Here is a 26,523-nt window from a genome sequence, read left to right on the forward strand (position 1 = left end):
CACGGGGGCCCGACATCATGAATCGCCGCGACCTGCTCGCCACCGCCTCGGCCGCCCTGGCGGCGACCGCCCTGCCCGCCCACGCCCGCACCACCGGAGCCCCGATGCCTCAGACCGCCCCCGTCCCGCCCGTCGCGAAGAAGATCCCCGTGCGGATCGAACAGCTGGGCCGGGTGCGGGTCGACGACTATCAGTGGATGAAGGACGACAACTGGCAGGCGGTGCTGCGCGACCCGACCCTGATAAAGGCCGACGTCAAGGAACACCTGACCGCCGAAAACGCCTATCGCGAGGCGATGATGGCCTCGACCCTGCCCCTGCAGGTGCAGATGTTCGAGGAGATGAAGGGGCGCATCAAGGAGGACGACAGCTCGGTGCCGTCGCCGGACGGGCCGTGGGCCTATTACGTCGAGTACCGGACCGGCGACCAACATCCCCGATACATGCGCAAGGCCCGGACCGGCGCGGGCGCCGAGCAACTGCTGCTCGACGCCAACGCCCTTGCCGAGGGCAAGGCCTATTCCGAGGTGTCGTCGGCCCAGCACAGCCCCGATCACGAGCTCTTCGCCTACGCCGAGGACGCCCAGGGCTCGGAGGTGCACCAGATTTTCGTCAAGGACCTGGCTACAGGCGAGGTGCTGCCCGATCCGATCGGCTCGGCGACCGGCAATTTCACCTTCTCGCGGGACAGCCGGTGGATTTTCTGGACCAACCGGGACGACAACGGCCGCCCGGACAAGATCTTCCGACGCCCCGCCCGCGGCGGCGAGGCGACGCTGGTCTATGAGGAGGACGACGACGGCATGTTCATCAGCGTCGGCCGCACCGCCGACGACGCCTTCGTGCTGATCTCCATCGCCAATCAGGAAACCTCGGAGGCCCGGTTCATCCCGGCCGCTACGCCGACCGCCGAGCCCGCCGTTCTGGAGCCGCGCGAGGTGGCCCGGCTTTATGACGCCGACCACTGGGGCGACCGCTGGGTGATCCGCACCAACGCCGACGACAGCATTGATTTCAAGATCGTCGAGGCTCCGACCGCGACGCCGGGCAAGGCCCACTGGCAGGACCTCGTCCCGCACACGCCCGGCCGTTACATCGAAGGCGTCGCGCTGGTGAAGGACTTCATCGGCCGTCAGGAGCGCGCCGACGCCAACACCCGCATCATTATCCGCGACCGGGCCGGGGCCGAGCACGAGATCGCCGTGGACGAGCCCGCCTACTCCCTGTCGCTGGGCGGGGCGTCGGAGTTCGACACCACCGTCATGCGCTACGGCTACAACTCGCCGTCGACCCCGACCTCCACCTATGACTACGACCTGGAGACCCGCGAGCGGACCCTGCGCAAGGTGCAGGAGGTCCCGTCGGGGCACGACCCGGCCGACTATGTGGTCGAGCGGCTGAACGCCCCCGCGCCGGACGGCGAATTGGTCCCCGTGACGGTGGTGCGCCGCAAGTCGACGCCAGTCGACGGATCAGCGCCCCTGCTGCTCTACGGCTATGGCAGTTACGGCATTCCGATGCCGGCCAGCTTCTCGACCAACCGGCTGTCGCTGGTCGATCGTGGCTGGATCTACGCCATCGCCCATATCCGCGGCGGTTCGGACAAGGGCTGGAACTGGTTCCTGAGCGCGCGCCGATTCACCAAGAAGAACACCTTCACCGACTTCATCGCGGCGGCCGAGCATCTGATCTCCAGCGGCCACGGCAAAGCCGGGCATATCGTGGCCCAAGGGGGCTCGGCCGGCGGCCTCTTGATGGGGGCGGTCAACAACATGCGGCCGGACCTGTGGGCCGGGATCATCGGTCAGGTGCCCTTCGTCGATGTGATCAACACGATGAGCGACATCTCGCTGCCGCTGACGCCGCCCGAATGGCCCGAGTGGGGCAATCCGATCGAGGACGCCGAGGCCTACGACTACATCATGAGCTACAGCCCCTATGACCAGGTCGAGGCCAAGGCCTATCCGGCCGTGCTGGCCACCGGCGGGCTGTCAGACCCCCGCGTGACCTATTGGGAGCCGGAAAAGTGGGTAGCCAAACTGCGGCCGGCCACGACCTCGGGCAAGCCGGTGCTGCTGAAGATCAATATGGAGGCCGGGCACGGCGGCGCGTCGGGTCGGTTCGACTATCTGAAGGAGGTCGCCCACGACTACGCCTTCGCGGTCTGGGCGATCGACAAGGGCTGGGAGCGGCCCTGACCGCTCCCGGCGCCGCCTACGGGTCAAGGGTCCAGGTGTAATCGCCGGGTTTATCGGCGTGCATCGGCACGAAATTGGGGGTCTCGTAGCCGCTGGGGCAGGTGTCGCCGCCGTCCGACCAGAAGGTGTTGGGGGCCAGGGTACTGGACACAAAGCGTATGGTTGCCCGCCCAGGAGCGGTTCGAGCCGTCGGTGGCGTCGGCGTACATGTAGAAATTCGAATTGTCGGTGCTGACGAGATCAATGCAGGCGGCGTTGTAGACGTCGTACCAGCCGCGGTTGATGAAGCGCCCGGCGCCGACCTCGACATAGGAAATGGCGACCGTAGCGTTGCGGCCGCTGTTGTTGCAGACCTTGAGTTCAACGGTCGGCGTGTACGATGAATTCGCCGTCTGGGCTGCAACCCGAACCGGCGCGCCCAGCGTCAAGGCCAAGCGCGGCGGCCGCAATGACAAAGGATTTCACGGTTCTCAGCTCCCCTCGCTCCCTGCGGTAGATTATCAGAGGCGGAGGTCGAATCCAGTGACGGTTGCCGACGGCCCGGCAGGCAGGGATTGATCCGATGATCCGCACTATCCGCGATGCGACGCAGGACGACCTGGCCGCCGTCGCCAGACTTTACGGGCACGAGACGCTGAACGGCACCGCGACATTCGAGCTGGAGCCGCCGACGCGGGACGAGATGGCCCGCCGCTTCGCCGCGGTTCAGCGCCACGGTCTGCCGTGGCTGGTCGCCGAACTGGACGGCGCCTTCGCGGGCTACGCCCACGCCTCGCCGTTCCGCCCTCGCCCGGCCTATCGCTATGGGGTCGAGGGCTCGATCTATGTCGAGCCGGTTGCGCGGGGCCACGGCGTCGGCCGCGCCCTGCTGGAGACGTTGATAGAGCGGGTCCGCGCCATGGGCCTGCGCCATGTGATCGGGGCGATCAGCGACAGCGACAGCAGCGCCGCCTCGATCGCCCTGCACCGGTCGCTCGGGTTCCGCGAGGCCGGCGTCTACCGGCAGGTGGGCTGGAAATTCGACCGTTGGCTTGACGTGACGCTGATGCAGCTCGACCTGATCCCGGGTGGCGGCCCGCCTACCGGGCCGGGCCTTGATCTGGGCGGCGGCCTGGCTTGAAGCCGGCCACGTGGCCGGAGCCCTACCCCCACCCGTCGCGATATCTCCTCGACTGATCACGTCCGCCAAGCGGTGACAGGTCGCGCGTCCCTTGTTCATTCATGCAGCCCTTCATGAGACTGGCTATGATCGCGTGCCGCTCGACCATGGCATGACCACCAGATGGCAACCCGGTCCGTCAAAGCCTGGCGGCCTGCACTCGGGGCGGTTCACGATTGGCGTCTGGCGGAGAACCTGCGCTTCGGCCTCGGGCCTCCGTACACTTTCACCCGTCCCTGCGGTGCCGTAGCCATCTTGGGGCGGCGATCTCGACGGCGGCATGGTGTTCGTGCGGCTGAAGATCCACTGATACCCGGAGTCGCGCCGCACGGGCCCGTCAGTGCGGCGCGATTTCGTCCGGCGGGGTCGACAGCCAGGGGGCCAACCGGAAGCGGCGGGGCGGTTCGCCGAGGGTCCGATGCTGGATGAACTGGCGGGCGAAATCGACCACCGCGCGGATGGTCTGTTCGTCGAAGGGTTTGGACACTGCGCCGAGGGCGCCAGCAAACCCCTCGGGAATCTGCTCTGGATTGGCGGTCAGGAAGACCACCGCCGTCCCGTGCTCGGCTACCAGCCGCTGGGCGATCCGGGGGCCGGTCATGCCATCCAGAAGGTTCACGTCTATCAGCGCCAGATCGGGATTCTCGCGTCCGGCGATGGCGAAGGCGCTCAACTGGTCCATCGCGCATCCGACGATGTCACAGCCGGATTCGCCCAACACCAGCTCGAGCTCCATGGCGAGAAGCGCCTGGTCCTCTACGATCATGACCCGAAGGTCGGGCGGATTGGACAACACAACACCCCCGAACGGGACCAGAGGCCGTTTACCACTCCCTGTGTCCGCTAGCGGACGATAAATGCCTGATTGGCTAATTGGTTCGGCGTGACGTAAGATTTCTTGGGCTTTTTCAGGGGCTGGGGGATCGATGGCTACCGCTGCCGGAGAGGGCGTTGTCGAACTTCAGCGCCGGTTGCTGGGCGGCTACCAGTTGCTGCAGACCCTCGTGGGAATTCGGCTGCGGACCGTCACCGATCCGGAAAGCGTGCGGCACCTGACCTGGCTTAGCGACGTCACCGCCGCGGTGGAACTGATCAGCCGGCGGGTGACCGTCGACGGACCGCTGGACTTCGGCGGCTATCTGGAAGACGTGGCCGCCTTCTGGACCCGCGCCTGCGGGGGCCGACCGGTACGTCTGGACGTGCGCGGCCATACCGCCCTGCTGCCCGACAGCCATTTGTTGCCGTTGGCCATCATCACCCACGAGCTGATCTCCAATGCTTGCCGCCACGCCTTTACGGACGGCCGCCGTGGCTCGATCGCGGTGGCCTTCTCGAGGGCGGTGGGCGGCGTCAGCCTGGTGGTGCGCGATTCGGGGATCGGGGCGGAGACGCTGGAGCCTGGTGAAGGTCTCGCTCTGGTGCGCGGGCTGGTCGAGCATCTGGGCGGGTCGATGAGCGTCGAGACCGCACCGGGACAGGGCGTGGGCGTCCGCATCCGAATTGCGCTCGAGCCCTCCCCGATACATTGAACATCGCGCAACCTTCAGTCTTTTGGTTCTTGTGCGAACCTGCCCGTCGAGCTAGGACTACCCCGGTTTTGCAGTTCTTTTGGAGAAGCAACGTGAAGAAGACCATCGCAGCCGTGACGGCTGGTCTGCTGCTGGTGGCCGGTCAGGCTGCCGCAGCGAACAACAACAATGCTGCGGCTCGTGTGGGTGACCGCGTCGGCGCCGTAGCCGGTGAATCGAGCGAGTTCGCGGGCGTGCCGCTTCCCGCGGTCCTGCTCACCATCGCCGCCATCACCTTCGTGGTGGTCGGCGTGAGCGAGGACGACTCCGATAGCGACTAAGCGTCGTCTTTTTGACGACTGAAGAGCCCCGCCGGGAAACCGGCGGGGTTTTTTGTTGCCTGGGACCAGCGCCGGGAAGCGATGAGAGGAGAAGGGGGTTGCGACGGCGGATGGCTGGGGAACTAGGACTCGAACCTAGAATGACGGTACCAAAAACCGGAGTGTTACCATTACACCATTCCCCAGCAGGTCCGGCGGTCCCGGGGCCGAAGCGCCGGAAGGCGTGCGAGATACGACAAGGCCGCGGGGGATGCAAGACGCGGATTTCAGACATTTTCGCGGCAGGGCGTTTCCCGGCTTGCGGGGGGCAAACCCCGTCGCTATAAGCCCCCTCCTCAAGTCGGAGTGTGGCTCAGCCTGGTAGAGCACTGCGTTCGGGACGCAGGGGTCGGAGGTTCGAATCCTCTCACTCCGACCATTTTCTTCAGCGCTTCCCGAAAGCGCCGGAGACGAGCTTCAAGGGGCGCCTCGCGCCCTTTTTTGTTGCGCGGCGCTCAGTCGTCCCGTGCGCGACCGGCGACCTCCCCCAGATGACGGCCCACGGCCTCGACAGACCGCTGGCCCAGCGCCTCGCGGCGGGCCAGCAGATCGGGCGAGCCGGCGTCGTAATCGGCCATCAGCCGTTTGACGAAGGCGCCGGAGCGGACCTCGGCCAGGACCTCATCCATGGCGGCGCGCGAGGCTTCGCCGATGACGCGGGGGCCGGTGAGGTAGGCGCCGTACTCCGCCGTATTGGAAATGCGGCCGAAGGCGCCGGCCACGCCCATCGAGAACATCAGGTCGGTGACCAGCTTGACCTCGTAGAAGCATTCGAACCACGCCACCTCGGGCGGATAGCCGGCCTCGACCAGTTTGGTGAAGGCGGCGTCGATCAGTTCGCCGACCCCGCCGCACAGCACCACCTGCTCACCGAACAGGTCGCTCTCGCATTCGGCGGCGAAGGTGGTCTCGAGGATGCCCTTGCGGCCGCAGCCGAGGGCGGCGGCGTAGGACAGGCCAAGCGCATGGGCCCCGCCGGAGGCGTCCTGATGCACGCCGAAGAGGGCGAACACCCCCTCCCCTTCGACATAGAGGTCGCGGATGCGCGGCCCGATGCCCTTGGGCGAGGCGAGGATGACGTCGAGGTCGAGGCCCGGCTCGACCAGACCGAAGCGGACCGACAGGCCGTGGGCGAAGACCAGGGCCGCGCCGGGCTGCATCGCCGGAGCCAGCTCGTCGCGCCACAGATCGCGATGGGCCTCGTCGGAGACCATGACGGCGACGACGTCGGCGTTCGCGGCGGCCTCGCCGGCGGTGAGGACGGTGAAGCCGTCCGCCTCGGCTTTCGCCCGCGTCGCCGAACCGGCCTTCAGCCCCACGACGATGTCGGCCACGCCGGAGTCGCGCAGGTTCAGGGCGTGGGTCCGGCCCTGGCTGCCGTAGCCGATCACGGCGACGCGTTTGCCGCGGACGATCGACAGATCGCAGTCGCGGTCATGGAAGACGGGGAGCGGGGCGCCTAGATTATCGGTCATGAGCACAGACATAGCCCCTTCCGCCGTCGTCGCCTTCTGGAAAGAGGCCGGACCGAAGATGTGGTTCAGGAAGGACGACGCCTTCGACGCCGAATTTCGCCGCCGTTTCCATGACGCCCATGTCGCCGCCGCCCGGCGCGAGCTGGATCGCTGGGCGGAGACGGCGGAGGGGTCGCTGGCCCTGCTGATCCTGCTGGACCAGTTTCCGAGGAACAGCTTTCGCGACACCGGCCACGCCTTCGCCACCGACCCGCTGGCGCGGATGTTCGCCTACCGGGCGCTGGACGCCGGGCACGATCTGGAGACGCCGGGCGACCTGCGCCGGTTCTTCTATCTGCCGCTGCAGCATTCCGAGGAGATGGCGGATCAGGACCGTCAGCTGGAATTGTTCCAGACGCGGATGGAGCGGCCCGACGACGACCGCTGGGCCGAGCATCACCACGACATCATCCGCCGCTTCGGCCGGTTTCCGCACCGCAACCGCCCGCTGGGCCGGGAGACGACGGCGGAGGAGCAGGCGTTTCTGGACGAGGACGGGTTTCGGGGGTGAGGGTAGACTCCGGGACCGGGAGTCCACCGTCTACTCCGTCTACCTCGTCGACCGGACAGTCATCGTCCGCCCCAAGTTCGCTGAACCGGGCGAATTCCTGGCAGGACGCCTCATTGAGCCGCAGGTGCAGCCGGAGCCAGGCTTCCGCCTGACCGACGCAGCCGTTGACGATGGCCTCGCGCAGATGGATGACCGACATGTCCGCGAGATCGGAATAGTCGGCCTCGTTGATATCGCCCTCGATTTCGAGCGGGCCCGTCGGCATGGCGGCCGGCTGGTCGATGCGGCGCCAGCCGCCGATCGCGGCGCGCTTGCGGAAGGCGGCGAGGCCGAGGCCATAGCGGGCGCAGACGGCGGGACCGCTGAAGCCGGCCAGATAGTCGTCGCGGGCGCGCTCCCAGGTTTCCGGCGGGTGGATGCGGTGGCCGGGGTGAACGGGCGCACCGGTGGTGAGCAGGTCTGTCATGCGTCTCTCCAGCAAAGAGACGGATTGTAAGGGGACGCCGCCCTAGGGCGGGTTCAGGACGCTGACGCGGAGGTGATATGCTGGGAAAACAGAAGGTTATGGCGTCGAAGCACGATGGAAAGACATTAACTTGCAGCGCAGCATTTCCGTTTTCGTCGCATGCCTGGGCTCCGCCCGATGACGCTTGAGGCCGCGTCGTCGCAAGGCGGTGCGTCCCTCCTCAACCCCTCCACCGCTTCGCGGTCCCCCTCCCCATTGCATGGGGAGGAGACGGGGCGGCCACGTTTCTGTGAGCAACCGAATCGATGGTCTGCCCACGAGAGCGAATCGGGGACACTGTGTGCTCATGAACGCCCAGGTCCTTCTCGCAGACGTCCAGACCCGCTCCGGAGCCGTCGCCGCTGATCACCCCGAGTGGCAGTATCTGAACCTGCTGCGCGACATCCTCGACAACGGGGCGCGGCGGGACGACCGGACGGGGACCGGGACGCTGGGGGTGTTCGGGCGGCAGATGCGGTTCGACCTGTCGAAGGGCTTTCCGGTCCTGACCACCAAGAAGCTGCATCTGCGGTCGATCATCGTCGAGCTGCTGTGGTTCCTGCGCGGCGAGACCAATATCGGCTGGCTGAAGGACAACGGCGTTTCGATCTGGGACGAATGGGCCGACGCCGAGGGCGAGCTGGGGCCGGTCTACGGCAAGCAGTGGCGGTCGTGGGCGGCGCCCGACGGACGGGTCATCGATCAGATCGAGAAGCTGATCCACGGGCTGAAGACCAATCCGAACGGGCGTCGGCACATCGTCAGCGCCTGGAACCCGGCCGATGTCGACGACATGGCCCTGCCGCCGTGCCACTGCCTGTTCCAGTTCTTCGTCGCCGACGGAAAGCTGAGCTGCCAGCTGTACCAGCGGTCGGCGGACGTCTTCCTGGGGGTGCCGTTCAACATCGCGTCCTATGCCCTGCTGACCCTGATGATGGCGCAGGTATGCGGGCTGAAGCCGGGCGAGTTCGTGCACACCTTCGGGGATGCGCACCTGTATCTGAACCATGTGGAACAGGCGGAACTGCAACTGAGCCGCGAGCCCCTGCCCCTGCCGACGATGACTCTCGCGGCGAAGGACGACCTGTTCGCCTACCGGCTGGAGGACTTCGTGCTCGAGGGCTACGCGCCGTGGCCGCACATCAAGGCGCCGGTGGCGGTTTAATGGTCTTTCGTCATTCCGGGGCGCTCGCAGAGCGAACCCGGAACCCAGCGGCGCGCGAGAGCGCGAACCTGCCGGGAGCGTGGCTGCTGAACAGTCGCCTTCGCTTCGCTTCGGCGCCGCTGGGTTCCGGGTCTCCGCCTCGCGATGCGAGGCTGCGCCCGGAATGACGAAAGTATAGAAGCCCCCCATGACCCTCTCCGACCTTACCGCGTCCGTCCTGCGCATCTCCGACATCTATGCGGCCGAACACGGCATCGAGCGGTCCGGGGACTGGGCCCTGCTGAAGCTGCAGGAGGAGCTGGGCGAGCTGACCGCCGAGCATCTGCGCATGAGCGGCCGGGCGCGCGGCGAGGCGGACGCCGGCAAGCTGGGCGACGAGGCGGCGGACGTGCTGGGCATGCTGCTGATCTATTGCGACCGGGCGGGGATCGACCTGGAGACGGCGATGCAGCGGAAATGGCTGCATTGGCTGGAGGCGAAGGCGTGAGCGCCCTGCCCGCCATCGCCCTCGTCGTCGCCCGGGCCCGGAACGGGGTGATCGGGCGGGGCGGCGACCTGCCTTGGCGGCTGCGCAGCGACCTGCAGCGTTTCAAGGCCATCACCATCGGCAAGCCCTGCATCATGGGCCGCAAGACCTGGGAGAGCCTGCCGCTCAGGCCCCTGCCCGGGCGGCTGAACGTGGTGCTGACCCGCGACGAGGGCTGGGGCGAGGACGGTCAGGCCAAGGGGGCGCTGGTGTGCCGGACGCTGGACGAGGCCATCGAGATCGCCCGCGAGCAGGCCCAGGACGACGGGGTCGACGAGATCTGCGTCATCGGCGGCGCCGGCCTGTTCGAGGCCGCCCTGCCGCGGGCGAAGCGGCTCTACATCACCGAGGTCGAGGCCGAGGTGGAGGGCGACGTGTTGTTCCCGGCGTTCGACGAGGGGGCGTGGACCGAGGTCTCGTCGGAGCCGCATCCGCCGGGCGAGAAGGACGATCATCCCTTCGTCTTCCGGGTGCTGGAGCGGAGATGACCATGCTGATCGTGACCACCAACGACGTGCCCGGCCACCGGGTGGTGAAGACGCTGGGGCTGGTGCGGGGCATCACCGTGCGCTCGCGGAACGCCCTCAGCGACGTGGTCGGCGGCTTTCAGTCGATGCTGGGCGGCCGGGTCGGCGCCTATGTCAAACTGGCCGAGGCGTCGCGCGAAGAAGCCTATGACGAACTGGTCGCCCATGCGCAGGGCATGGGGGCCAACGCCGTGATCGCCATGCGCTATGAGGCCAATGAGATCATGGAAGGCGTCACCGAGGTGCTGGCCTATGGCACAGCGGTGGTGGTCGAGCCCGAATAGCTGTCCAACTCGGCGAGCAGCTGGTCGCGCCAGATCAAATCCTGGACCGGCCCGCGGAGCTGATGGATCTCGTGTAAAAGCCAGTCACACTCGCCTTCAAGGCGTTCCCTGGCGTGATGGGCGAGCCCCTCGTCCCAGCCGTCGTTCGGACCGAACAGGGCGCGGTGCAGGTCAAGCGGCGTTTCAGGCGAGGGCTGGAAGCGCCAAGCTGGCGGCGCATCGTATGTCGCGACCTGATGCTCGGCCATCACTCTGACGAGAACGAACCACCAGAAGGGCGGCGCCTCGTCGGAGGCCGCGATCCGGGTCCGGAGTTCGGCGGCGAGGTCGGCGACGCCGAGACCGGTCATCCGCATGGCGCGGCCGGTGGCGGCGGGCTGGTCGCCCCAGATGATCGGATAGTGGTCGGCCCAGAACAGGTCGTGCAGTCGCTGTCGGCCCGCCGGACCGAGCAGGCCGACACCGAGGATGACCCCGGCAAGGCAGTCGGCCGACGGCAACTCCGTTTTTCCGTCCTCGACGAGGAAGCGGTCGAGCAGTTCCGCGTCACCGATCCAGCCGGCCAGCGCCGGCGCATATTCCGCGAACAGCGGGCGTCCGACGCAGGCGCCGACGACGGCGCGAACCTCGGCCTCCAGTCCGTCGGGCGGCAGGTGGACGAGGCCATCGAGGGCGGCGGGGGCGGAGTCCCAGTTCGGCTCGCAGGCGTAGTGGAACAGCATAGGACGGGCCTCTTCGAGACCCGCCCAGCCGAAGGCCCACAACAGACGCGGGTCGGCGCCGTCGACCATTCGCCCGCCCTCGACGAAGCGGTCGTACAGGCGCCGGACCATGGCGGCATCGCCGTGCCGGGCGATCGGATCGATCAGGTCGCCGTTGACGGCGGGATCAGCCAGCAGGACAGGCAGCAGGGCCTCGGCGTCGGCGGGGCCGCCCCGGATGGAGACCAGATCAACGGCGGCGCCGCGCTCCAGCGGATGGAGGGTTTCGGTGAACAGACGGCGAGTCGCATACAGCATGGCGGCGCAGGCTAGAGGCTGTTCCGCGCCGGGCAAGCGGCCGTCAGATTTCGAAGGCCGGTTCAAATCCCGAGCACGTCTGCCACCCGGGCCGCGACTTCGGCGAACCGGCGGGCCGTGTCGCCGTCACGGTCGGCGCTGACCAGCGGGGTTCCGGCGTCGCCGGCTTCGCGCAGGGCGGCGTCGAGCGGGAGGTCGCCGAGGAAGGAGACGCCGAGGCGGGCGGCTTCGGCTTCGGCGCCGCCGCGGCCGAAGACGTCGCCGGACATGTTCTCGATCAGGCCGAGGGTCGGGACCTTGACCTTCTGGAACAGGGCGTGGGCGCGGCGGGCGTCGGCGAGAGCCACCTCCTGCGGGGTCGAGACGATGACGGCGCCGTCGAGCGGTGTCTTCTGGATCAGGGTCAGCTGGACGTCGCCGGTGCCGGGCGGCAGGTCGACGACGAGGATGTCGAGGGGCGCGGCTTCTGTTCCCCAGCGGGTCTGGGTCAGCATCTGGGTGATGGCCTGCGAGGCCATCGGACCGCGCCAGACCATGGCGTCGTTGGCGCCGGTGAGCAGGCCGACCGACATGACCTTCAGGCTATGGGCCGTGTGCGGCTCGATCATGCCGTCGCGGTATTCGGGCTTGCCGGAGACGCCGAGCATGGTCGGCATCGAGGGGCCGTAGACGTCGGCGTCGAGCACGCCCACCGACAGGCCGCGCGCGGTCAGGGCGGCGGCGAGGTTGGCGGCGACGGTGGACTTGCCGACCCCGCCCTTGCCGCTGGCCACGGCAAGGACGCGGCGGACGTGGGCGGGGCGGTCGGTGGGGACCGGGGCCCCGGCGCGGGTCTGTTCGACGGCCTGGGGCGACAGGGCGGCGGTGCGGGCGGGTTTCGTCGCGGGCGCGGTTTCGGCGGTGAGGACCACGGAGACGCGGGCCATGCCGGGGATGGCCTTGAGGGCGGCCTCGGCGGCGTCGCGGACCGGGGCGTAGAGGGCGGTGTCGCCGGCCGGGACTTCCATCACGAAGCCGGCCCGATCCTCCGTGACCGTCAGGCCCTGCGCCAGACCGGCGGCGACCAGCCCCTGCCCGCTCTTCGGATCGCGGATGGCGTCGAGGGCGGCGATGACGGTGGCGCGCGTGATCATCGCGTCGCTTTACGGCCTTCCCTCCCGCATTGGGAGGGGGATATGGGACATCCATGCCCCCCGCCCCCCTGATCACCCTGCTGGCCGGCCCGACCGCCTCGGGCAAGTCAGCGCTGGCGCTGGAGCTGGCGGCGCGCACCGGGGCCGTGATCGTCAACGCCGACAGCCAGCAGCTCTACGCCGACCTGCGTGTGCTGAGCGCCCGACCGTCGGCGGAGGACCAGGCGCGGGCGGCGCACCGGCTGTACGGCGTGGCCGATGCGGCGGAGGCTTGGTCGGTGGGGCGATGGAGCCGGGCGGCGATGGAGCTGCTGGCCGGACTGGACGGACGACCGGTGCTGTTCGTCGGCGGGACCGGTCTGTATTTCACGGCTCTGACCAAAGGGTTGGCGGATATTCCTGATATCCCGGTCGAGGCGCGCGATGGGGCGATGCAGGCTTTGGACATCGAGGGCGAGGAGGCGTTCCGGCGGCGTCTGGCGGAGATGGACCCCGCGGCGGCGACGCGGATCGAGGCCGGCGACCGGCAGCGGCTGACCCGCGCCATGGCCGTGGCGGAACATACCGGCCGGGCGCTGAGCGACTGGACGGCGGAGACCACGCCGCTGCTGCCCCCGGGGTCGTGGACCGGCCGGGTGGTCGAGCCGGAGCGGGCGGCGCTTTACGACAACTGCGACCGGCGCGTCAGCCAGATGGTCGAGGCCGGGGCCCTGGACGAGGTGCGGGCGCTGGTCGCGCGCGGGCTCGACCCCGCCCTGCCGGCGATGAAGGCCGTCGGGGTGCGCGAGTTTGCGGCCCATCTGGCCGGCGAGACGACGCTGGAGGCGGCCGTCGAGGCGACCCGGCAGGCGACCCGCCACTACGCCAAACGGCAACTGACCTGGTTCCGCAACCAGACGCCGCAGTGGCGGAGGGTGGGGCGCGGCGCGGCCCCTTGAGCCCGGTCCGGATCGGCGGCAGTGTTTGCTGCGGGACAAGGGGCTGACATGCGGACTGCGCCGGACACCGATCTCGCCTTCCTGGAGGGCGGCGGAGAAATGGGCGCCCTGATGCGCGCGCATGACTGGTCGACCTCGCCGGTCGGCCCGCCCGCAACCTGGCCCCAGCCGCTGCGCACCACCGTCCGGCTGATGCTCAACACCGGCCATCCGATCTTCATCATCTGGGGTTCCGAGGGGGCCTGTTTCTACAACGACGCCTTCCGGCCCTCGATCGGCGATGAACGTCATCCCGGAGCCCTCGGGCGACCGGCGATCGAGGTCTGGGAAGAGATCTGGCCGGACATCAGCCCGCAAATCGAGCAGGTGATGGCCGGGCGTGGCGCGACGTGGCACGAGAACCAGTTGCTGCCGATCACCCGAAACGGCGTGCTGGAGACCGTCTACTGGACCTACAGCTACGGCCCGATCGACAATCCGGACGCGCCCGCCGGGGTCGGCGGGGTTCTGGTGATCTGCACCGAGACCACCCAGACGGTGCTGGCCGAACAGCGCCGGAGCGCAGAGGCGGCCCGACAACGGCGGCTGTTCGAACAGGCCCCGGGCTTCATCATCATCATGCATGGCCCGGACCACGTGGTGGAGTTCGTCAATGACTCGCACCGGGCGACGTTCAACAGCGAGAGCTGGGTCGGACAGACCATCCGTGACGCCTTTCCCAGCATCGAGGGCCAGGGGTTTTTCGAGGAGCTGGACGCGGTTTACAGGACCGGCGTGGTCTTCGAGGCGCGGGAGGCGGAGGTCCGGTATCGGCGCGGACCCGACGCGCCCGAGGAAACCCGCTACCTGACCTTCACCTACGCGCCCCTGTTCAACGACGCCGGCGAAGTCTCCGGCATTTTCTGTCTCGGCTACGACGTCACCGAGGGGCGCCGGGCGCAACTGGCGGAAATCCGCCAGCACCGCCATCTGCAGTTGCTGGTCGACGAGCTGAATCATCGGGTCAAGAACACCCTGGCCATCGTCCAGAGTCTCGCCCAGCAGTCCTTCCGCGGCGAGGCAGCCGCGGCGAGGCAGGCCTTCGAAGGTCGTCTGGTCGCCCTCGCCAACGCGCACAATGTGCTGACCGCCGAGGGTTGGGAGTCGGCCGATCTGGGCGACATCGTGCGCGGCGCCTTGCATGCGCATGCGACGGCGGAAAGCCGCTTCCATCTGGAGGGGCCAGACGTGAGATTGCCGCCCCAGTCAGCGGTGGCGGTCGCCCTCGTGCTGCACGAGCTGACCACCAATGCGATGAAATACGGCGCGCTGACGCAGGACCAGGGTCGCGTCGAGGTCTCTTGGCGCGTGCGCCCGGACCCGGAGCCCTGCGTCGATCTGTGCTGGACCGAGAGCGGCGGCCCTCCCGTCTCGGCGCCGGATCACAACGGCTTCGGCAGTCGCATGATCGAGCGCGCCATGGCTGGAGAAGGCGGCAAGGCCCGCCTCGATTTCCGGCCCGAGGGCGTGGTCTGCGAAATCTCGGTGGGGCTACACGCCGACACCGCATGAGCCCGCTTGGAATGCCGCCCCGGAGCGCCTATATTGGGGATGTCCGGGTTCGCCCGGACTATGGCGATAAACGCGCTTGTAATAAGCGGACCGGACCCGGGTGCGATTCCCGGCGGCTCCACCATTTCCTCCCGTGTATCGGCGGGCGGTGCGGGGCCGACTAGCATCGACGGACGTGTAAAGAAGACTGCTTTCGCCCGTCCTGGCCCACCGTATCGGGCCTTTATCTAACTGCGAACGATAACTTCGCTGGAGAAGTCCGCCTCGCCGCGTAATGCGGTTCGGTTGATTTCGAACACTTAAGTCCTGGGGGATCAGTTCCCCAGGCGGGGCCGCCTGGGGGCCTGCCAACAGAACCCCTGGCACTTTCCCGACTCTTTACCGTCTCCGCGTCTTTCGCCCGCGCCGCTGCGCGTCTAAACCCTCGACTGCAACGCCGAGGACCCGATGGCCGACGAGACCCCGCCAGTCGACGAGATGCACTACGAGCAGTTGGCGCAGGACGCCCTGCGCGGCGTCATCCGCTCGGCTCTGGAGCGCGCGGCCCTGCCCGAGGGCATTCCGGGGGCGCACCATTTCTACATCACATTCAAGACCAGGGCCCCGGGCGTCAGCGTGCCGCCGGACGTGATGGCAAAGTACCCGGACGAGATGACAGTGGTGCTGCAGCACCAGTACTGGGACCTGAAGGTCGAGCAGGACCGGTTCTCGGTGATGCTGAAATTCGGCGGCATGCCGAAGGTGCTGTCGATGCCTTATACGGCGGTGACGCGCTTCTATGATCCGTCGGTGCAGTTCCTGCTGCAGTTCGAGATGCCGGCCGTGGTCGAGGAGATCGCCGACGAACCCGAGGCGGTGGCCGAAACGCCGCCGCCCGCCACCGGCGACGACGGCCCCAAGGTTGTCTCGCTGGACCAGTTCCGGAAGAAGTAGGCCCCTTTTCCACGGCGTCGCTTGCGTTAACCTGCCCCCCGCGATGAGTGAGGGGTCGCGCATGGGTCGGGGATTTCTGCTGCTGATGCTGACGGCCGTGTTCGCGTTGGCCGGACCGGCCCGCGCGCAGGGATCAGCGGGCCGCTTTGACGGCTGGGCCACGGTGGTGATCTCGGCGGACTGGCGCGACGGCGGCAGGCAGCCGATCGAGGCCTTCGACAATGCGCGGCGCGACGTGACCGCCGGTCTGCTGGCCGCGGGTCTGCCGAGCGGCAGCATGATCGACTTCACCCTGAACCCCGCCGCGTCCCGCACGGCCAGCGCGGAAGTCGTCGCGCGCGCCGTCGGCGATCTGACCCGGCGGGCGCAGGGCGGCTGCCTGCTGTATTTCACCTCGCACGGGACGCCCGAAGGCATGGTGTTCGGCGACGACGGGCTGGTCACCCCGGCGTCACTGGGGCGGATGGTGCGCGAATGGTGCGGGGCGCGGCCGACAGTGGTGATCGTCTCGGCCTGCTATTCCGGCGTCTTCGTCAATGCGCTGGCGGCGCCGAACCGTATGGTTCTGACCGCGACGAGCCGGGAGCGGACGTCGTTCGGCTGCGGGGCGGGAGAAACGTACCCGTGGTTCGACGGCTGCGTCATCGAGAGCCTGCCGGCGGCGAGCGACTTTCTGGCGCTGGCGGCGGCGGCGCGCGCCTGCGTGGCGCGCAAGGAGCAGGCGGCGGGTATCGCCCTGCCCTCCGAGCCGCAGCTGTTCGTCGGGGCGGAGATGCAGCTGCGGCTGCCGACGCTCAGGTTCGAGCGCTCACCCTGACCGATCAGGGCTGCGGAAACACCCGGATGGTGATCCGTTCGCGCTCGCCCTCGTGGCGCTCGACCAGCAAGCGGGCGACCTGGGCGTCGTCGTGGAACAGATAGCCCTTGATGGCGTCGAGCAGAGCCTTGGCGAGGTTGTCGAGGTCGATGTGCGGCGGGTCGCCGACGTGCTCCATGCGGATCTCGACGACGAAATCGCCCCAGGACGGGCGGGAGGCCCACTCCTTTCGCATGAACTCATAGACCAGCGGCTTGTAGTATTTGGCCTGGGTGGTCAGGCCGTCGATGGCGATCTCGACCCCCTCTCCATGGACGCGGGCGCGGACCTTGCCGATGCCGGTCCAGCCTGCGGTCACAGGCGGCACCGGGCCGGAACGTCGCTGATCAGGGTCGCCGAGCGGATCACCACCGGCGGCGTCAGTTGCTCTGCGGCGTCGGCGGGGGACATCTGGATGCGGCGGGCGACGTCGAGGCCTTCGACCAGACGGCCGAAGGCGGCGAAGCCCTGGCCGTCGGGGTTGCGCCCCCCGCCGAAGTCGAGACTGGGCGTATCCTGGGTCACGATGAAGAAGCTGGAGGTGGCGGTGTCGGGACCGTCGCGGGCCATGGAGATGACCCCGGCGACGTGGCTGAGGCCGGTGTCGCGGGTGCGCTCCAGCGGGATCGGCGGGCGCAGGTCATCGTCCGAGCCGCGCGGGGTGGCGGCCTGGATGACGTCGATGGGGTTGGGATTGGCGTTGGTCTCGCGCACCACGGTGCGGAAGAAGGAGCCGCCCGCGTAGTCGCCGTCGGTGACGTAGCCGAGGAAGTTGCAGACGGTCAGGGGCGCGCGCTCCGGCTCCAGTTCCACGACCATGCGGCCCGCGTCGGTGTCGAGGACCACGCGGGGCTGGTCGGCCGCCGAGGCGGCGCAGGCCGAAAGCGCCAGCGCCGCCGCCATCATCATCGTCCGCATCGCCGCTCCTCCGCCTTGTCCCCTCGCCCGCCCGTGCTACACCGCCGCGCATCCTCCCGCCACGCCTGAAGAGCCGCCGACATGAGCAACGTCCGCACCGAAACCGACACCTTCGGCCCGATCGAGGTCGCCGCCGATCGTTACTGGGGCGCGCAGGCGCAGCGGTCGCTGGGCAATTTCAAGATCGGCTGGGAGACGCAGCCGCTGCCGATCGTGCGGGCGCTGGGCGTCGTCAAGCGCGCGGCGGCCGAAACCAATATGGCGCTGGGCAAGCTGGACCCGGCGATCGGCAAGGCCATCGTCGACGCCGCCAATGAGGTGATCGAAGGGAAGCTGAACGACCATTTCCCGCTGGTGGTCTGGCAGACCGGCTCGGGCACCCAGTCGAACATGAACGCCAATGAGGTGATCTCGAACCGTGCGATCGAGATGCTGGGTGGCGAGATGGGCTCGAAAAAGCCGGTCCATCCCAACGACCACGTCAACATGAGCCAGTCGTCCAACGACACCTTCCCCACGGCCATGCACGTCGCCTGCGCCGAACAGGTAGTCAACGACCTGATCCCGACGCTGAAGCATCTGCACGCGGCGCTGGACGCCAAGGCGAAGGCCTGGGCCCACATCATCAAGATCGGCCGGACGCATACCCAGGACGCCACCCCGCTGACGCTGGGTCAGGAGTTCGGCGGCTATGCCCAGCAGGTCGCCAACGGCATCGAGCGGATCGAACAGACCCTTCCGAAACTGATGGAACTGGCCCAGGGCGGAACGGCGGTCGGCACCGGGCTGAACGCCCCGGTCGGCTTCGCCGAACAGGTGGCCGAGCGGATCGCCGCCATCACCGGCCTGCCCTTCACGACGGCGCCGAACAAGTTCGAGGCCCTGGCCGCCCATGACGCCATGGTATTCAGCCACGGAGCCATCAACACCGTCGCCGCCTCGCTGTTCAAGATCGCCAACGACATCCGCTTCCTCGGATCGGGCCCGCGTTCGGGTCTGGGCGAACTGGCCCTGCCCGAGAACGAGCCGGGCTCGTCGATCATGCCGGGCAAGGTCAATCCGACCCAGTCCGAAGCCCTGACCCAGGTCTGCGTGCAGGTGTTCGGCAACCATGCCGCCGTGACCTTCGCCGGCTCGCAGGGGCATTTCGAGCTGAACGTGTTCAACCCGGTGATGGCCTACAACTTCCTGCAGTCAGTGCGGTTGATGGCCGATGCGGCGGTGTCGTTCACCGACAACTGCGTGGTCGGCATCGAGCCGCGCGAGGACAACATCAAGCGCGGCCTCGACAATTCGCTGATGCTGGTCACGGCCCTGAACGGCAAGCTGGGTTATGACGCCTGCGCCAAGATCGCCAAGACGGCGCACAGGAACGGCACCACCCTGCGCGAGGAAGCCGTCGGCGGCGGTTATCTGACGAACGAGGAGTTCGACGAGTGGGTGCGGCCGGAGAAGATGATCTCGCCCGGGTGACCCGTCAGCTCCGCGTCAACACCATCAGGTCCGCATCGATATACAGGGGCGCGGGTGTGGTCTCCGCCGCCGCATGGGCTTCCAGAGCGGCTTGTCCCGCCAGGATTTCAGCTTCCTGCATATGCTCGAAGGTCGAGATGGGTCGCAGTTTCAACCGCGCCGCGGTCTCTGCCCAGCTGTCGGCGATCAGCTCGCGATGGCGCTCCAGCGCGACCGGTTTCAGCCCGACCGGCCGGAACGCCGCCTCCACCTGATCCGTCGTCGGGAACATGGCCCGTTCGATTGCGCCTGCGCGTGGAAAGAAGCGGTGCCAGTCGATCACCGGCATGCGGTCGCTGAACACGCTGCGGACCAACAGACGTCCGTCGGGCTGCAGCGCCCGCGCGATTTCTCGTGCCGCCGCCGCCTGATCGCGTACGTGATGCCAGGACAGCATCATCAACACCAGGTCGATCGACCCGTCCTCCAGGGGGATCGCCTCGGCCGACCCGGGGAGGTAGCGCACGCGCGCATGGGGATTCTCGCGCTCGGCGGTCGCACGCATTCGGTCTGACGGTTCAACGCCGATCGCTTCTCCGAAGGCGTCAGCGAGCGGCGGGGTGAACCGGCCAGCGCCGCAGCCCAGGTCCAGCACACGTAGGGGGCGCCGTTCGGGCGCATGGGCCTCGAACGCCGCAATCCACAGCGCCCGGGCGGCCCCGTGCAGGGGCCGCCCCTTCGCATAGTTGCGATGTTGGTTGTCGTCGTAGTCGATGTGTCTGAGCGCCATGGCCCAGTCTATCCCACCAAGCGAACGAGAAAAGCCTCGCTGTTAGCGGGACCTCGCCATGGCATCACACCCCGCCGCGGTCAGGACTTCTCGGTCCACCGCGCCTTGGCTTCGTCCTTGGTGACGTTGAGGTGGACGTGGGCGTCGACATGGTCGACCCAGCTGACCGGGATCAGGTGGTGTTTGAAGCCCGAGCCGAGGTCCAGCTTGGCCAGTTCGATCTGGTCGCCGTGAACGTGATCGACGCGGCCGACGTGTTCGCCGTCCGATCCGACAACTTCGAGGCTTTCGCGGAGCAGCGAGAGGTCTACCATGGGGGCACTCCTGACGGGTTGAGATGAGTCAGGACAACCCGCCGGCCGCGCGGCCGGTTGCATAACGGAGGCGTCATGGGCGAGGTCGTGAACCTGAACCGGGCGCGCAAGGACCGGGCCAGGGCCGAGGCGAAGGCCGCCGCGTCCGCCAATCGCGCCGCGCATGGCCGCTCGAAGGCGGAGCGAACGACGGCGGAGAAGGAGCAGGCTCGCGCCGACCGGCTCCTCGACGGCTCGAAACTGGAGGAGTGAGACGGTCCGTCAGACGGCCGAGACCTTGGGCGCGCGGATCAGCAGCACCTGTCCGGCGAGGACGAGAGCGAGGCCCGCCAGCGCCAGCCAGCCGAAGCGGGCGTTCTCGAACATCACCGAGACCAGCATGGCGATCGGCGGGGTCAGGGCCGAGATGTAGCTGGCCAAGGCGTAGCCACGCGCACGCGCGATGCTGAAATAGACCACGAAGGCGATCACCGAACCAAACACCGCCAGATAGAGCAGCGAGCCGACGTAGGTGAAGGTCGGATCGATCGACCATTCGACGCCGGTGGCGAGGCCGAACAGGGCGAGGAAGCCTGTCCCGTAGGCCATGGCCCAGGCCGTCGAGGGGATCACCGCCGAGCCCGCCACCTGGCCCCTCCAGGCGAAGAAATTGCCGAACGCCGCCGCCACCACGGCCGTGATCGCGAACCCGACGCCGATCGCGCTGGCCTCATCGAGCCCGGAGCCCAGCACTTCCGAGCCGGACAATACCGCCACGCCTACAACGCCGAGAGCCGCTCCGCCCCATGAGAGCCACGCGGCCCGCTGACCGGCGGCGATGCGGAACAGAATCAGGTTGAGCAGGGCGAGCGAGGCGAAGATCACCGCCACCACCGCCGAAGCGATCCGGCCCTCGGCGGCGTAGGTGAAGCTGTAGCTGATCGAGAAGGCGAAGATCCCCTGCCCCGCAGCCGCCAGATGCTGGGTCAGCGTCAGCCTCAGCGAGCGGCGCGTCAGCAGGCAGCCGGCGAACAGCAGGACGGCGGCGAGGCCGAAGCGCCAGACGATCGAGGCCAGGGGCGCGACCTGGCCCAGCTGGAGCGTGATGGCGTACCAGGTCGTGCCCCAGATGATGGCGCACACGGCCACGCCGGCGATCGCCCACAGGGTCGCGCGGGACAGTCCGGAGGGCGGCGAAGCAAGAGACTCGGAAGGTGCGGTCATGTTCGCCAAGTGGAGGAGCTGGAGACCCGGCGCAAGCCGAGGATCCGCATCCCGTCACAAGTCGGTCTTATGGCGTCCGAAAGGCGCGGTCAGGCGCGCAGGCGCAGAGCGGCCCGAACCTCGGTCGGAACCGTCTCGTAGACGGTGGGTGGGCGCAGGCCGAGACGGGCGCGGGCCGCCTCCAGCGGTTCGGCGAACAGGGCCTCGTAGTCGAGCGCGGGCAGCCAGCGGGCGGCGCGGCCGATCCGCCACGCCTGGAGAACGGCCCGGCGGGCCGGGACGGTGCGGTTTTCGCGCCGGATTTCCCGCGCCGCGCCCAACCCGATGAAGGCGAAGCCGAGGTTGCCGGTCTGGGCGTGGGAGAAGGTGACCACGCAGGCCTCGCCCAATGCGTCGGTCTCGTAACCGGTCAGGACGTGCCAGATGTCGTGCACGTCGCGCAGGCGGCGCGAATACCAGATCACCGGGTGGGGGGCGTCGGCCTGTGGTGCGACCTTGCGGGCCTCGTCGGCCAGGCCCTCGGCGGTGAAGCCGCGCGCCTCGCGAAAGTCCCGATAGGCCGCGCCGACCGTGCCGGGACCGAATTGGGCCAGCCACGACGGATCGTCGAGCCTGTGGGCCAGTTCCTCGCGGAGGAAGGCCTGGCGGCCGCCTTCCATGGTGCCGAGCATCCGGTTGTAGCCGCGTGCGATCGAACGGCCCGAGAGGGCGCGCATGATCTCGAACACCTGGGCGGTGTCCTCCTTGTCGCGGACCAGTCTGCGAAAGGCGCGGAAGGCCGTCAGCGGCTCCAGCCTCTGGGGGCGGAAACGATCGAAGTCGGCGATCATGGTCATGCGGCGATCCTGTCCGGGGCGAGGTTAACATATCGCGTCCGGCGCTCTGGGTGAACGGCGATCATGAACGGTGGGAGCCTCGCCCCTGGCGACCGGCTCGGCTAGGCTGGCCCGATGCTCAGAAAACGCTCCGTCTCGCTGTCAGGCCACGCCACCTCGGTGGCGCTGGAAGCCGAGTTCTGGGCGGTTCTGGACGGGATCGCGACCGAGCTGGGGCTGACCCATGCCGGGCTCATGAAGCGGATCGACGAGCGGCGGGGACGGACCCCGCTGGCCTCGGCCTGCCGGCTGCTGGCCCTCGCCTGGACCGGCGGCGACCGGTCGTTCGCGGACCCCGCGGCGCCGGACTGACCGCGATCGCATGTCTGCCGCGCGAGGGCTACGGCGGCGCGAGTCTGCCCCCGGACCAGAAGGTCCGGGGACGAACCACGATCATTTGTCGGCTGGATAGCCGATCAGTTGGCCGGAGCGGGCTCCGGAGTCGGCAGCGTCGGCGGCTCGACCGGCGGCAGGTCCGGCAATTCGGGCGTCGGCAGCGCCGGCGCCTCAGGCAGGTCGATGTCGAGGTCGACATTGGTGTCCGTGGCGCGGTTCAGGCCGCCGCCCGCGAACACCACGATCGCGATGATGATCAGCACCACCACGATGCCGCCTACGAGGAAGCCGATCCAGCCGGACCCGCCTCCGCCATTCGACGGGGGGTTGTTGATGGTGGTATGATGCACGACCTCGGGCCGGTCCTCGGGGTCGCGGGGCGGAGGGACGTTGGGATCGGTCATCGATCAGCCTCCCGTGCCGGGAACCTGCGGGGCCGAAACCTCGGGCAGATCGACATCGACGTCGATCTGTTTGGTCTCGGGCGCGCCGCCTCGGGCGAAGACGAACCATGCGACAATCACGAGCACGACCACGACCGCCCCGACGATGAAGGCGAGGCCGGTGTTTCCGCCGCCGCCCGTGTTGTTTGTGTTCTCAGCCATGAGGCCGTCCCTTCCTGTGACCCTGTGTCGGCAAGCGGAACGGAGAACAGGCTTTGCGGTTCCGTGAGCGCGGTCGTCGACGATGGCGCTGACATCGGCGGCCGTGCCCCTTATGTTCTCCCGATGAGTCTGCCTGAAACCCCCTCCCCGCGCATATCCGATCTCGCCCGCTCACGCGGCCCCGGCGGCGTCGCCCCGTCCGGCGCGCCCGACTATCTGGCCGGGTTGAATCCCGAACAGCGCGAGGCGGTGGAGACGGTCGACGGGCCGGTGCTGGTGCTGGCCGGCGCGGGCACGGGCAAGACCCGGGTGCTGACCACCCGGCTGGCGCACATCCTGGCCACGGGGCGGGCGAAGCCGTGGGAGCTGCTGGCCGTCACCTTCACCAACAAGGCCGCGCGCGAGATGCGCGAGCGGATCACTCATCTGATCGGGCCGTCGGCCGAGGGGCTGCGCTGGCTGGGCACCTTCCACTCGGTGGCGGCGCAGATCCTGCGGCGGCACGCGGAGCTGGTCGGGCTGAAGTCAACCTTCACCATCCTCGACACGGACGATCAGGAGCGGGTGTGCAAGCAGCTGCTCGAGGCGGCCAATCTCGACACCAAGCGTTGGACGCCGCGCTCGCTGAGCGGGCTGATCGACCACTGGAAGAACCGCGGCTGGACGCCGGAGAAACTGCCGTCGAGCGAGGATTTCGCCAACGGCAAGGGGCACGCCCTGTATGCGGCCTATCAGGCGCGGCTGGTCAGCCTGAACGCCTGCGACTTCGGCGACCTGCTGCTGCACAACCTGACCATACTGTCGAAACACGCGGATATCGCCGAGGAATACCGTCGACGCTTTCGCTACATCCTGGTCGACGAATACCAGGACACCAATGTCGCCCAGTATCTGTGGCTGCGGCTGCTGACGTCCTCGACCGGCAATGTCTGCTGCGTCGGCGACGACGACCAGTCGATCTATGGCTGGCGGGGCGCCGAGGTGGACAACATCCTGCGTTTCGAACGCGACTTCCCCGGCGCCAAGGTGATCCGGCTGGAGCGCAACTATCGCTCGACGCAGCATATCCTCGGCGCCGCGTCGGGCCTGATCGCCTCGAACAAGGGGCGGCTGGGCAAGACGCTGTGGACCGAGGACGAGAGCGGCGACAAGGTCCGGGTGCGCGGTGTCTGGGACGGCGAGGCCGAGGCCCGGCTGATCGCCGACGAGATCGAGACCGCCCGGCGCGCGGGCGTGGCGTACAAGGACATGGCGGTGCTGGTCCGGGCCTCTTTCCAGATGCGGGCGTTCGAGGAACGGTTCGTCATGCTCGCCGTGCCCTATGTAGTCATCGGCGGGCCGCGCTTCTTCGAACGGGCCGAGATCCGCGACGCCCACGCCTATCTCCGGCTGATCCTGTCGGAAGACGACGACCTGGCCTTCGAGCGGATCGTCAACGTGCCCAAGCGCGGCATCGGCGACACCAGCGTGCAGAAGGTGCTGCAGATCGCCCGGCTCTCGAACCGCTCGGCCATGACGGCGGTACGCGATCTGATCACGTCGGACGAGCTGCAGGCGCGGACGCGGACGGCCTTGTCCAACTTCGTGCGCGACATCGACCGCTGGCGCGAGTTCGCACAGACCTCGACCCATTGGGAACTGACCGAGACGGTGCTGGAGGAGAGCGGCTACACCGACATGCAGAAGGCCGACCGGGCCACCGGCCAGACGCGCCTCGACAACCTGAAAGAGCTCATCCAGTCCATGCAGGCCTTCGACAGCCTGACCGCCTATCTGGAGCACGTCTCGCTGGTCATGGACCTCGACCGGGGCGAAAGCGCGGACTCGGTGCAGGTCATGACCCTGCACGGGGCCAAGGGGCTGGAGTTCCCGCTGGTCTTCCTGCCCGGCTGGGAGGAAGGCGTCTTCCCCAGCCAGCGCAGCATCGACGAGAAGGGCGAAAAGGGCCTCGAGGAGGAGCGCCGGCTGGCCTATGTCGGGGTGACGCGGGGCAAGTCGGACGTGCGGATATCGTTCGCGGCCAACCGGCTGGTCTACGGCCGCTGGACCTCGCAGCTGCCGAGCCGGTTCGTCGATGAACTGCCCATCGATCACGTCGAGGCCGAGAGCGACACCGGCTACTACGGCGTCACGCCCGGCATGAAGGAGGCCAAGAGCCGCTGGGACGAGATGCCGACCTTCGGCAGCGGCTATTCCTCGCCGGGCTGGAAACGGGCGCAGTCGTTCACGGCGGCGCGGGCTCCGGCGGCGCGGCCGGCGCGGCATGCGCTGATCGAGGGCGACGGACGACTGGTGGCCACCGCCGATCCGAAGTCGGGCTCGGGCTGGTCGAAGGGCGAGCGGGTGTTTCACCAGAAGTTCGGCTACGGCCGCATCACCGGCATCGAGGGCAACAAGCTGGTGGTGGCCTTCGAGAAGGCGGGGGAGAAGAAGGTGATCGATACGTTTGTGGAGAAGGCGTAGCTCAGTTGAGTACGGGGGAAAAAATGAAGATCGATAATATCAAAACGCATATGACTTGGACTATCGTGATACTTGCTGCGCTTCTGATTGGAAGCCTAAGTGTCTCATGGTCAACGCTAGATGAAATACCAACAATTGTTTCCATAGCCTTGGGGCTATCTTCTTTGGCTGTGGCTTTTATCGCAATTGTTCAGTCGCTGTCTGGCAATAGCACCCTGTTATCTTCTCTATCCAAGATTGAGTCCGCGTCCCAACAGGCATTTACCGCAACCAAATCGGTGGAGGCCGCAGCCCTCTCCCTTGCTAGCAAAGTCTCTCTGTTTGATGAGCTGCCGCAGTCTGTTGATGCAATAGGAAAAAAGATCGATCAGTTCACTCTGTCGGCCAGTGATGCGTCGGTATCAAATAGCGCCCCTGAGAAGCCAGAAGCTAACGCGGATCAAGCCGGGAGGGGGCTCAACTTGGTTGAGATGTATAACGACGGAACAAACGGTACAGCTATAGCCATGTATATGGCAGCGGTCGGCCACCAGAAAAATAGATCGTTTGACCCATTCGAAGCAATGGAAAGCAAATATATATCTGGAATGATCAATGGATATCTAATAGCGCTGAAATCTTCTGGCGCAATTAAGGCCGATTTTGTTGACGGGAAATTTCATGTCCGAGACATGCCCATGGATGACCGCGACATTATAATCAAAACAGCTGAGGGTGATGAGAACGAGTTTATTAAAAAGCTCGTGGGCGCAGCAAACAAACATTTCGCAGAGAGCGCCGTAGAGACACCGCAATAGCGCGCATTCAACCGCAATACCCTTCCATGGCTCGAAGATGGGTGAAGGTGAAGCAACATGCGA

At 67.6% G+C, this 26,523-nt stretch carries 32 protein-coding genes, 2 tRNA genes and 1 other RNA gene; 20 read left to right on the forward strand and 15 right to left on the reverse strand.

The window, feature by feature from the left end:
* The first annotated feature begins 17 nt into the window (after positions 1–17).
* Positions 18–2,198, forward strand: coding sequence for a S9 family peptidase (locus HNQ67_RS03675; protein ID WP_183252400.1), 2,181 nt, complete (start codon positions 18–20; stop codon positions 2,196–2,198).
* A gap of 50 nt (positions 2,199–2,248) precedes the next feature.
* On the opposite strand, the gene HNQ67_RS03680 is transcribed toward HNQ67_RS03675, so the two are convergent.
* Positions 2,249–2,632: a DUF1036 domain-containing protein gene (locus HNQ67_RS03680; protein WP_183252402.1), complete on the reverse strand. Its 384-nt coding sequence runs from the start codon at positions 2,630–2,632 to the stop codon at positions 2,249–2,251.
* A gap of 128 nt (positions 2,633–2,760) precedes the next feature.
* On the opposite strand from HNQ67_RS03680, the gene HNQ67_RS03685 reads away from it, so the two are divergent.
* Positions 2,761–3,318 (forward strand): GNAT family N-acetyltransferase, encoded by a 558-nt coding sequence (locus HNQ67_RS03685; protein ID WP_183252404.1) that lies wholly within the window; start codon positions 2,761–2,763, stop codon positions 3,316–3,318.
* Positions 3,319–3,694: 376 nt separating this feature from the next.
* Here the strand turns inward: HNQ67_RS03685 and HNQ67_RS03690 are convergent, their stop codons facing one another.
* Complete coding sequence (locus tag HNQ67_RS03690) at positions 3,695–4,123, reverse strand: response regulator (RefSeq protein WP_183252406.1); 429 nt, start codon at positions 4,121–4,123, stop codon at positions 3,695–3,697.
* A gap of 160 nt (positions 4,124–4,283) precedes the next feature.
* Between HNQ67_RS03690 and HNQ67_RS03695 the strand changes: the two genes are divergently transcribed.
* Both HNQ67_RS03695 and HNQ67_RS03700 read left to right on the forward strand, forming a co-directional pair.
* Positions 4,284–4,886 (forward strand): ATP-binding protein, encoded by a 603-nt coding sequence (locus tag HNQ67_RS03695; protein WP_183252408.1) that lies wholly within the window; start codon positions 4,284–4,286, stop codon positions 4,884–4,886.
* Between the two features lie 92 nt (positions 4,887–4,978).
* Entirely contained in the window at positions 4,979–5,206 is a 228-nt protein-coding gene (locus HNQ67_RS03700; RefSeq protein ID WP_183252410.1) for a hypothetical protein, read from the forward strand.
* Between the two features lie 111 nt (positions 5,207–5,317).
* Here the strand turns inward: HNQ67_RS03700 and HNQ67_RS03705 are convergent.
* A tRNA-Gln gene (locus HNQ67_RS03705) sits at positions 5,318–5,391 on the reverse strand.
* Positions 5,392–5,547: 156 nt separating this feature from the next.
* On the opposite strand from HNQ67_RS03705, the gene HNQ67_RS03710 reads away from it, so the two are divergent.
* A tRNA-Pro gene (locus tag HNQ67_RS03710) sits at positions 5,548–5,624 on the forward strand.
* 76 nt (positions 5,625–5,700) lie between these two features.
* Here the strand turns inward: HNQ67_RS03710 and ilvC are convergent.
* A complete protein-coding gene (gene ilvC / locus HNQ67_RS03715) occupies positions 5,701–6,720 on the reverse strand; it encodes a ketol-acid reductoisomerase (protein ID WP_183252412.1) in 1,020 nt (339 codons plus the stop codon).
* Here ilvC and HNQ67_RS03720 point away from each other — a divergent pair.
* Positions 6,719–7,270, forward strand: a complete 552-nt coding sequence (locus tag HNQ67_RS03720; RefSeq protein WP_183252414.1) for a DUF924 family protein — start codon at positions 6,719–6,721, stop codon at positions 7,268–7,270. The two genes, ilvC and HNQ67_RS03720, sit on opposite strands and share 2 nt — an antisense overlap.
* On the opposite strand, the gene HNQ67_RS03725 is transcribed toward HNQ67_RS03720, so the two are convergent.
* Entirely contained in the window at positions 7,167–7,736 is a 570-nt protein-coding gene (locus HNQ67_RS03725; protein ID WP_183252416.1) for a hypothetical protein, read from the reverse strand. The genes HNQ67_RS03720 and HNQ67_RS03725 overlap by 104 nt on opposite strands.
* A 346-nt stretch (positions 7,737–8,082) precedes the next feature.
* Here HNQ67_RS03725 and HNQ67_RS03730 point away from each other — a divergent pair, with 346 nt between their 5' ends.
* The 4 genes from HNQ67_RS03730 to HNQ67_RS03745 all read left to right on the forward strand — a co-directional run bounded on the left by HNQ67_RS03730 (position 8,083) and on the right by HNQ67_RS03745 (position 10,277).
* Positions 8,083–8,940 (forward strand): thymidylate synthase, encoded by an 858-nt coding sequence (locus HNQ67_RS03730; RefSeq protein WP_183252419.1) that lies wholly within the window; start codon positions 8,083–8,085, stop codon positions 8,938–8,940.
* A gap of 187 nt (positions 8,941–9,127) precedes the next feature.
* Positions 9,128–9,427, forward strand: coding sequence for a nucleoside triphosphate pyrophosphohydrolase family protein (locus HNQ67_RS03735; protein WP_183252421.1), 300 nt, complete (start codon positions 9,128–9,130; stop codon positions 9,425–9,427).
* Entirely contained in the window at positions 9,424–9,954 is a 531-nt protein-coding gene (locus HNQ67_RS03740) for a dihydrofolate reductase (RefSeq protein WP_343054803.1), read from the forward strand. Before HNQ67_RS03735 ends, HNQ67_RS03740 begins: the two co-directional genes overlap by 4 nt.
* Before the next feature lie 2 nt (positions 9,955–9,956).
* Positions 9,957–10,277, forward strand: coding sequence for a YbjQ family protein (locus HNQ67_RS03745; RefSeq protein WP_183252791.1), 321 nt, complete (start codon positions 9,957–9,959; stop codon positions 10,275–10,277).
* Here the strand turns inward: HNQ67_RS03745 and HNQ67_RS03750 are convergent.
* Together HNQ67_RS03750 and HNQ67_RS03755 are read right to left on the reverse strand one after the other, a co-directional pair.
* The gene (locus tag HNQ67_RS03750; RefSeq protein WP_183252424.1) at positions 10,244–11,296 is read right to left on the reverse strand and encodes a hypothetical protein; all 1,053 of its coding nucleotides are present in this window, start codon (positions 11,294–11,296) and stop codon (positions 10,244–10,246) included. The genes HNQ67_RS03745 and HNQ67_RS03750 overlap by 34 nt on opposite strands.
* A gap of 62 nt (positions 11,297–11,358) precedes the next feature.
* On the reverse strand, positions 11,359–12,429 hold the full coding sequence (locus tag HNQ67_RS03755) for an Mrp/NBP35 family ATP-binding protein (protein WP_183252426.1): 1,071 nt from the start codon (positions 12,427–12,429) through the stop codon (positions 11,359–11,361).
* 53 nt (positions 12,430–12,482) lie between these two features.
* Between HNQ67_RS03755 and miaA the strand changes: the two genes are divergently transcribed.
* The 5 genes from miaA to HNQ67_RS03780 all read left to right on the forward strand — a co-directional run bounded on the left by miaA (position 12,483) and on the right by HNQ67_RS03780 (position 16,668).
* Positions 12,483–13,367, forward strand: a complete 885-nt coding sequence (gene miaA, locus HNQ67_RS03760; RefSeq protein ID WP_183252428.1) for a tRNA (adenosine(37)-N6)-dimethylallyltransferase MiaA — start codon at positions 12,483–12,485, stop codon at positions 13,365–13,367.
* A gap of 48 nt (positions 13,368–13,415) precedes the next feature.
* Positions 13,416–14,918: a sensor histidine kinase gene (locus HNQ67_RS03765; RefSeq protein ID WP_183252430.1), complete on the forward strand. Its 1,503-nt coding sequence runs from the start codon at positions 13,416–13,418 to the stop codon at positions 14,916–14,918.
* A 2-nt stretch (positions 14,919–14,920) separates the two neighbouring features.
* Positions 14,921–15,285: a transfer-messenger RNA gene (gene ssrA, locus HNQ67_RS03770) on the forward strand.
* Positions 15,286–15,365: 80 nt separating this feature from the next.
* The gene (locus tag HNQ67_RS03775; RefSeq protein ID WP_183252432.1) at positions 15,366–15,851 is read left to right on the forward strand and encodes an SspB family protein; all 486 of its coding nucleotides are present in this window, start codon (positions 15,366–15,368) and stop codon (positions 15,849–15,851) included.
* A gap of 61 nt (positions 15,852–15,912) precedes the next feature.
* Positions 15,913–16,668 carry a C13 family peptidase gene (locus HNQ67_RS03780; protein ID WP_183252434.1) on the forward strand — a complete coding sequence of 252 codons (756 nt, stop codon included), beginning with the start codon at positions 15,913–15,915 and terminating at the stop codon, positions 16,666–16,668.
* 4 nt (positions 16,669–16,672) lie between these two features.
* On the opposite strand, the gene HNQ67_RS03785 is transcribed toward HNQ67_RS03780, so the two are convergent.
* Positions 16,673–17,026 (reverse strand): RusA family crossover junction endodeoxyribonuclease, encoded by a 354-nt coding sequence (locus HNQ67_RS03785; RefSeq protein WP_183252435.1) that lies wholly within the window; start codon positions 17,024–17,026, stop codon positions 16,673–16,675.
* Entirely contained in the window at positions 17,023–17,625 is a 603-nt protein-coding gene (locus tag HNQ67_RS03790; RefSeq protein WP_221247698.1) for a peptidylprolyl isomerase, read from the reverse strand. Before HNQ67_RS03790 ends, HNQ67_RS03785 begins: the two co-directional genes overlap by 4 nt.
* An 81-nt stretch (positions 17,626–17,706) precedes the next feature.
* On the opposite strand from HNQ67_RS03790, the gene fumC reads away from it, so the two are divergent.
* The gene (gene fumC, locus HNQ67_RS03795; RefSeq protein ID WP_183252437.1) at positions 17,707–19,098 is read left to right on the forward strand and encodes a class II fumarate hydratase; all 1,392 of its coding nucleotides are present in this window, start codon (positions 17,707–17,709) and stop codon (positions 19,096–19,098) included.
* Between the two features lie 4 nt (positions 19,099–19,102).
* Here fumC and HNQ67_RS03800 read toward each other — a convergent pair whose 3' ends face one another.
* Both HNQ67_RS03800 and HNQ67_RS03805 read right to left on the reverse strand, forming a co-directional pair.
* Positions 19,103–19,867, reverse strand: coding sequence for a class I SAM-dependent methyltransferase (locus tag HNQ67_RS03800; protein WP_183252439.1), 765 nt, complete (start codon positions 19,865–19,867; stop codon positions 19,103–19,105).
* An 80-nt stretch (positions 19,868–19,947) separates the two neighbouring features.
* Positions 19,948–20,181 carry a DUF2171 domain-containing protein gene (locus HNQ67_RS03805; protein WP_183252441.1) on the reverse strand — a complete coding sequence of 78 codons (234 nt, stop codon included), beginning with the start codon at positions 20,179–20,181 and terminating at the stop codon, positions 19,948–19,950.
* A 75-nt stretch (positions 20,182–20,256) separates the two neighbouring features.
* Between HNQ67_RS03805 and HNQ67_RS03810 the strand changes: the two genes are divergently transcribed.
* Positions 20,257–20,433 (forward strand): DUF4169 family protein, encoded by a 177-nt coding sequence (locus HNQ67_RS03810; protein ID WP_183252443.1) that lies wholly within the window; start codon positions 20,257–20,259, stop codon positions 20,431–20,433.
* A gap of 9 nt (positions 20,434–20,442) precedes the next feature.
* On the opposite strand, the gene HNQ67_RS03815 is transcribed toward HNQ67_RS03810, so the two are convergent.
* Positions 20,443–21,384, reverse strand: coding sequence for a DMT family transporter (locus tag HNQ67_RS03815; RefSeq protein WP_246347420.1), 942 nt, complete (start codon positions 21,382–21,384; stop codon positions 20,443–20,445).
* Between the two features lie 89 nt (positions 21,385–21,473).
* Positions 21,474–22,220 (reverse strand): Coq4 family protein, encoded by a 747-nt coding sequence (locus HNQ67_RS03820; RefSeq protein WP_183252444.1) that lies wholly within the window; start codon positions 22,218–22,220, stop codon positions 21,474–21,476.
* A 114-nt stretch (positions 22,221–22,334) separates the two neighbouring features.
* Between HNQ67_RS03820 and HNQ67_RS03825 the strand changes: the two genes are divergently transcribed.
* Positions 22,335–22,571 (forward strand): ribbon-helix-helix domain-containing protein, encoded by a 237-nt coding sequence (locus HNQ67_RS03825; RefSeq protein ID WP_183252446.1) that lies wholly within the window; start codon positions 22,335–22,337, stop codon positions 22,569–22,571.
* 104 nt (positions 22,572–22,675) lie between these two features.
* On the opposite strand, the gene HNQ67_RS03830 is transcribed toward HNQ67_RS03825, so the two are convergent.
* Both HNQ67_RS03830 and HNQ67_RS03835 read right to left on the reverse strand, forming a co-directional pair.
* A complete protein-coding gene (locus HNQ67_RS03830) occupies positions 22,676–22,999 on the reverse strand; it encodes a hypothetical protein (protein ID WP_183252448.1) in 324 nt (107 codons plus the stop codon).
* A 3-nt stretch (positions 23,000–23,002) separates the two neighbouring features.
* Positions 23,003–23,200 carry a hypothetical protein gene (locus HNQ67_RS03835; RefSeq protein WP_183252450.1) on the reverse strand — a complete coding sequence of 66 codons (198 nt, stop codon included), beginning with the start codon at positions 23,198–23,200 and terminating at the stop codon, positions 23,003–23,005.
* A gap of 123 nt (positions 23,201–23,323) precedes the next feature.
* Here HNQ67_RS03835 and HNQ67_RS03840 point away from each other — a divergent pair, with 123 nt between their 5' ends.
* Together HNQ67_RS03840 and HNQ67_RS03845 are read left to right on the forward strand one after the other, a co-directional pair.
* Positions 23,324–25,663 (forward strand): ATP-dependent helicase, encoded by a 2,340-nt coding sequence (locus HNQ67_RS03840; RefSeq protein WP_183252452.1) that lies wholly within the window; start codon positions 23,324–23,326, stop codon positions 25,661–25,663.
* 23 nt (positions 25,664–25,686) lie between these two features.
* Entirely contained in the window at positions 25,687–26,460 is a 774-nt protein-coding gene (locus HNQ67_RS03845) for a hypothetical protein (protein WP_183252454.1), read from the forward strand.
* The last annotated feature ends 63 nt before the right edge of the window (positions 26,461–26,523 follow it).

Origin of the sequence: Brevundimonas basaltis (assembly GCF_014202075.1) — a bacterium.
GTDB classification, from domain to species: Bacteria; Pseudomonadota; Alphaproteobacteria; order Caulobacterales; family Caulobacteraceae; genus Brevundimonas; species Brevundimonas basaltis.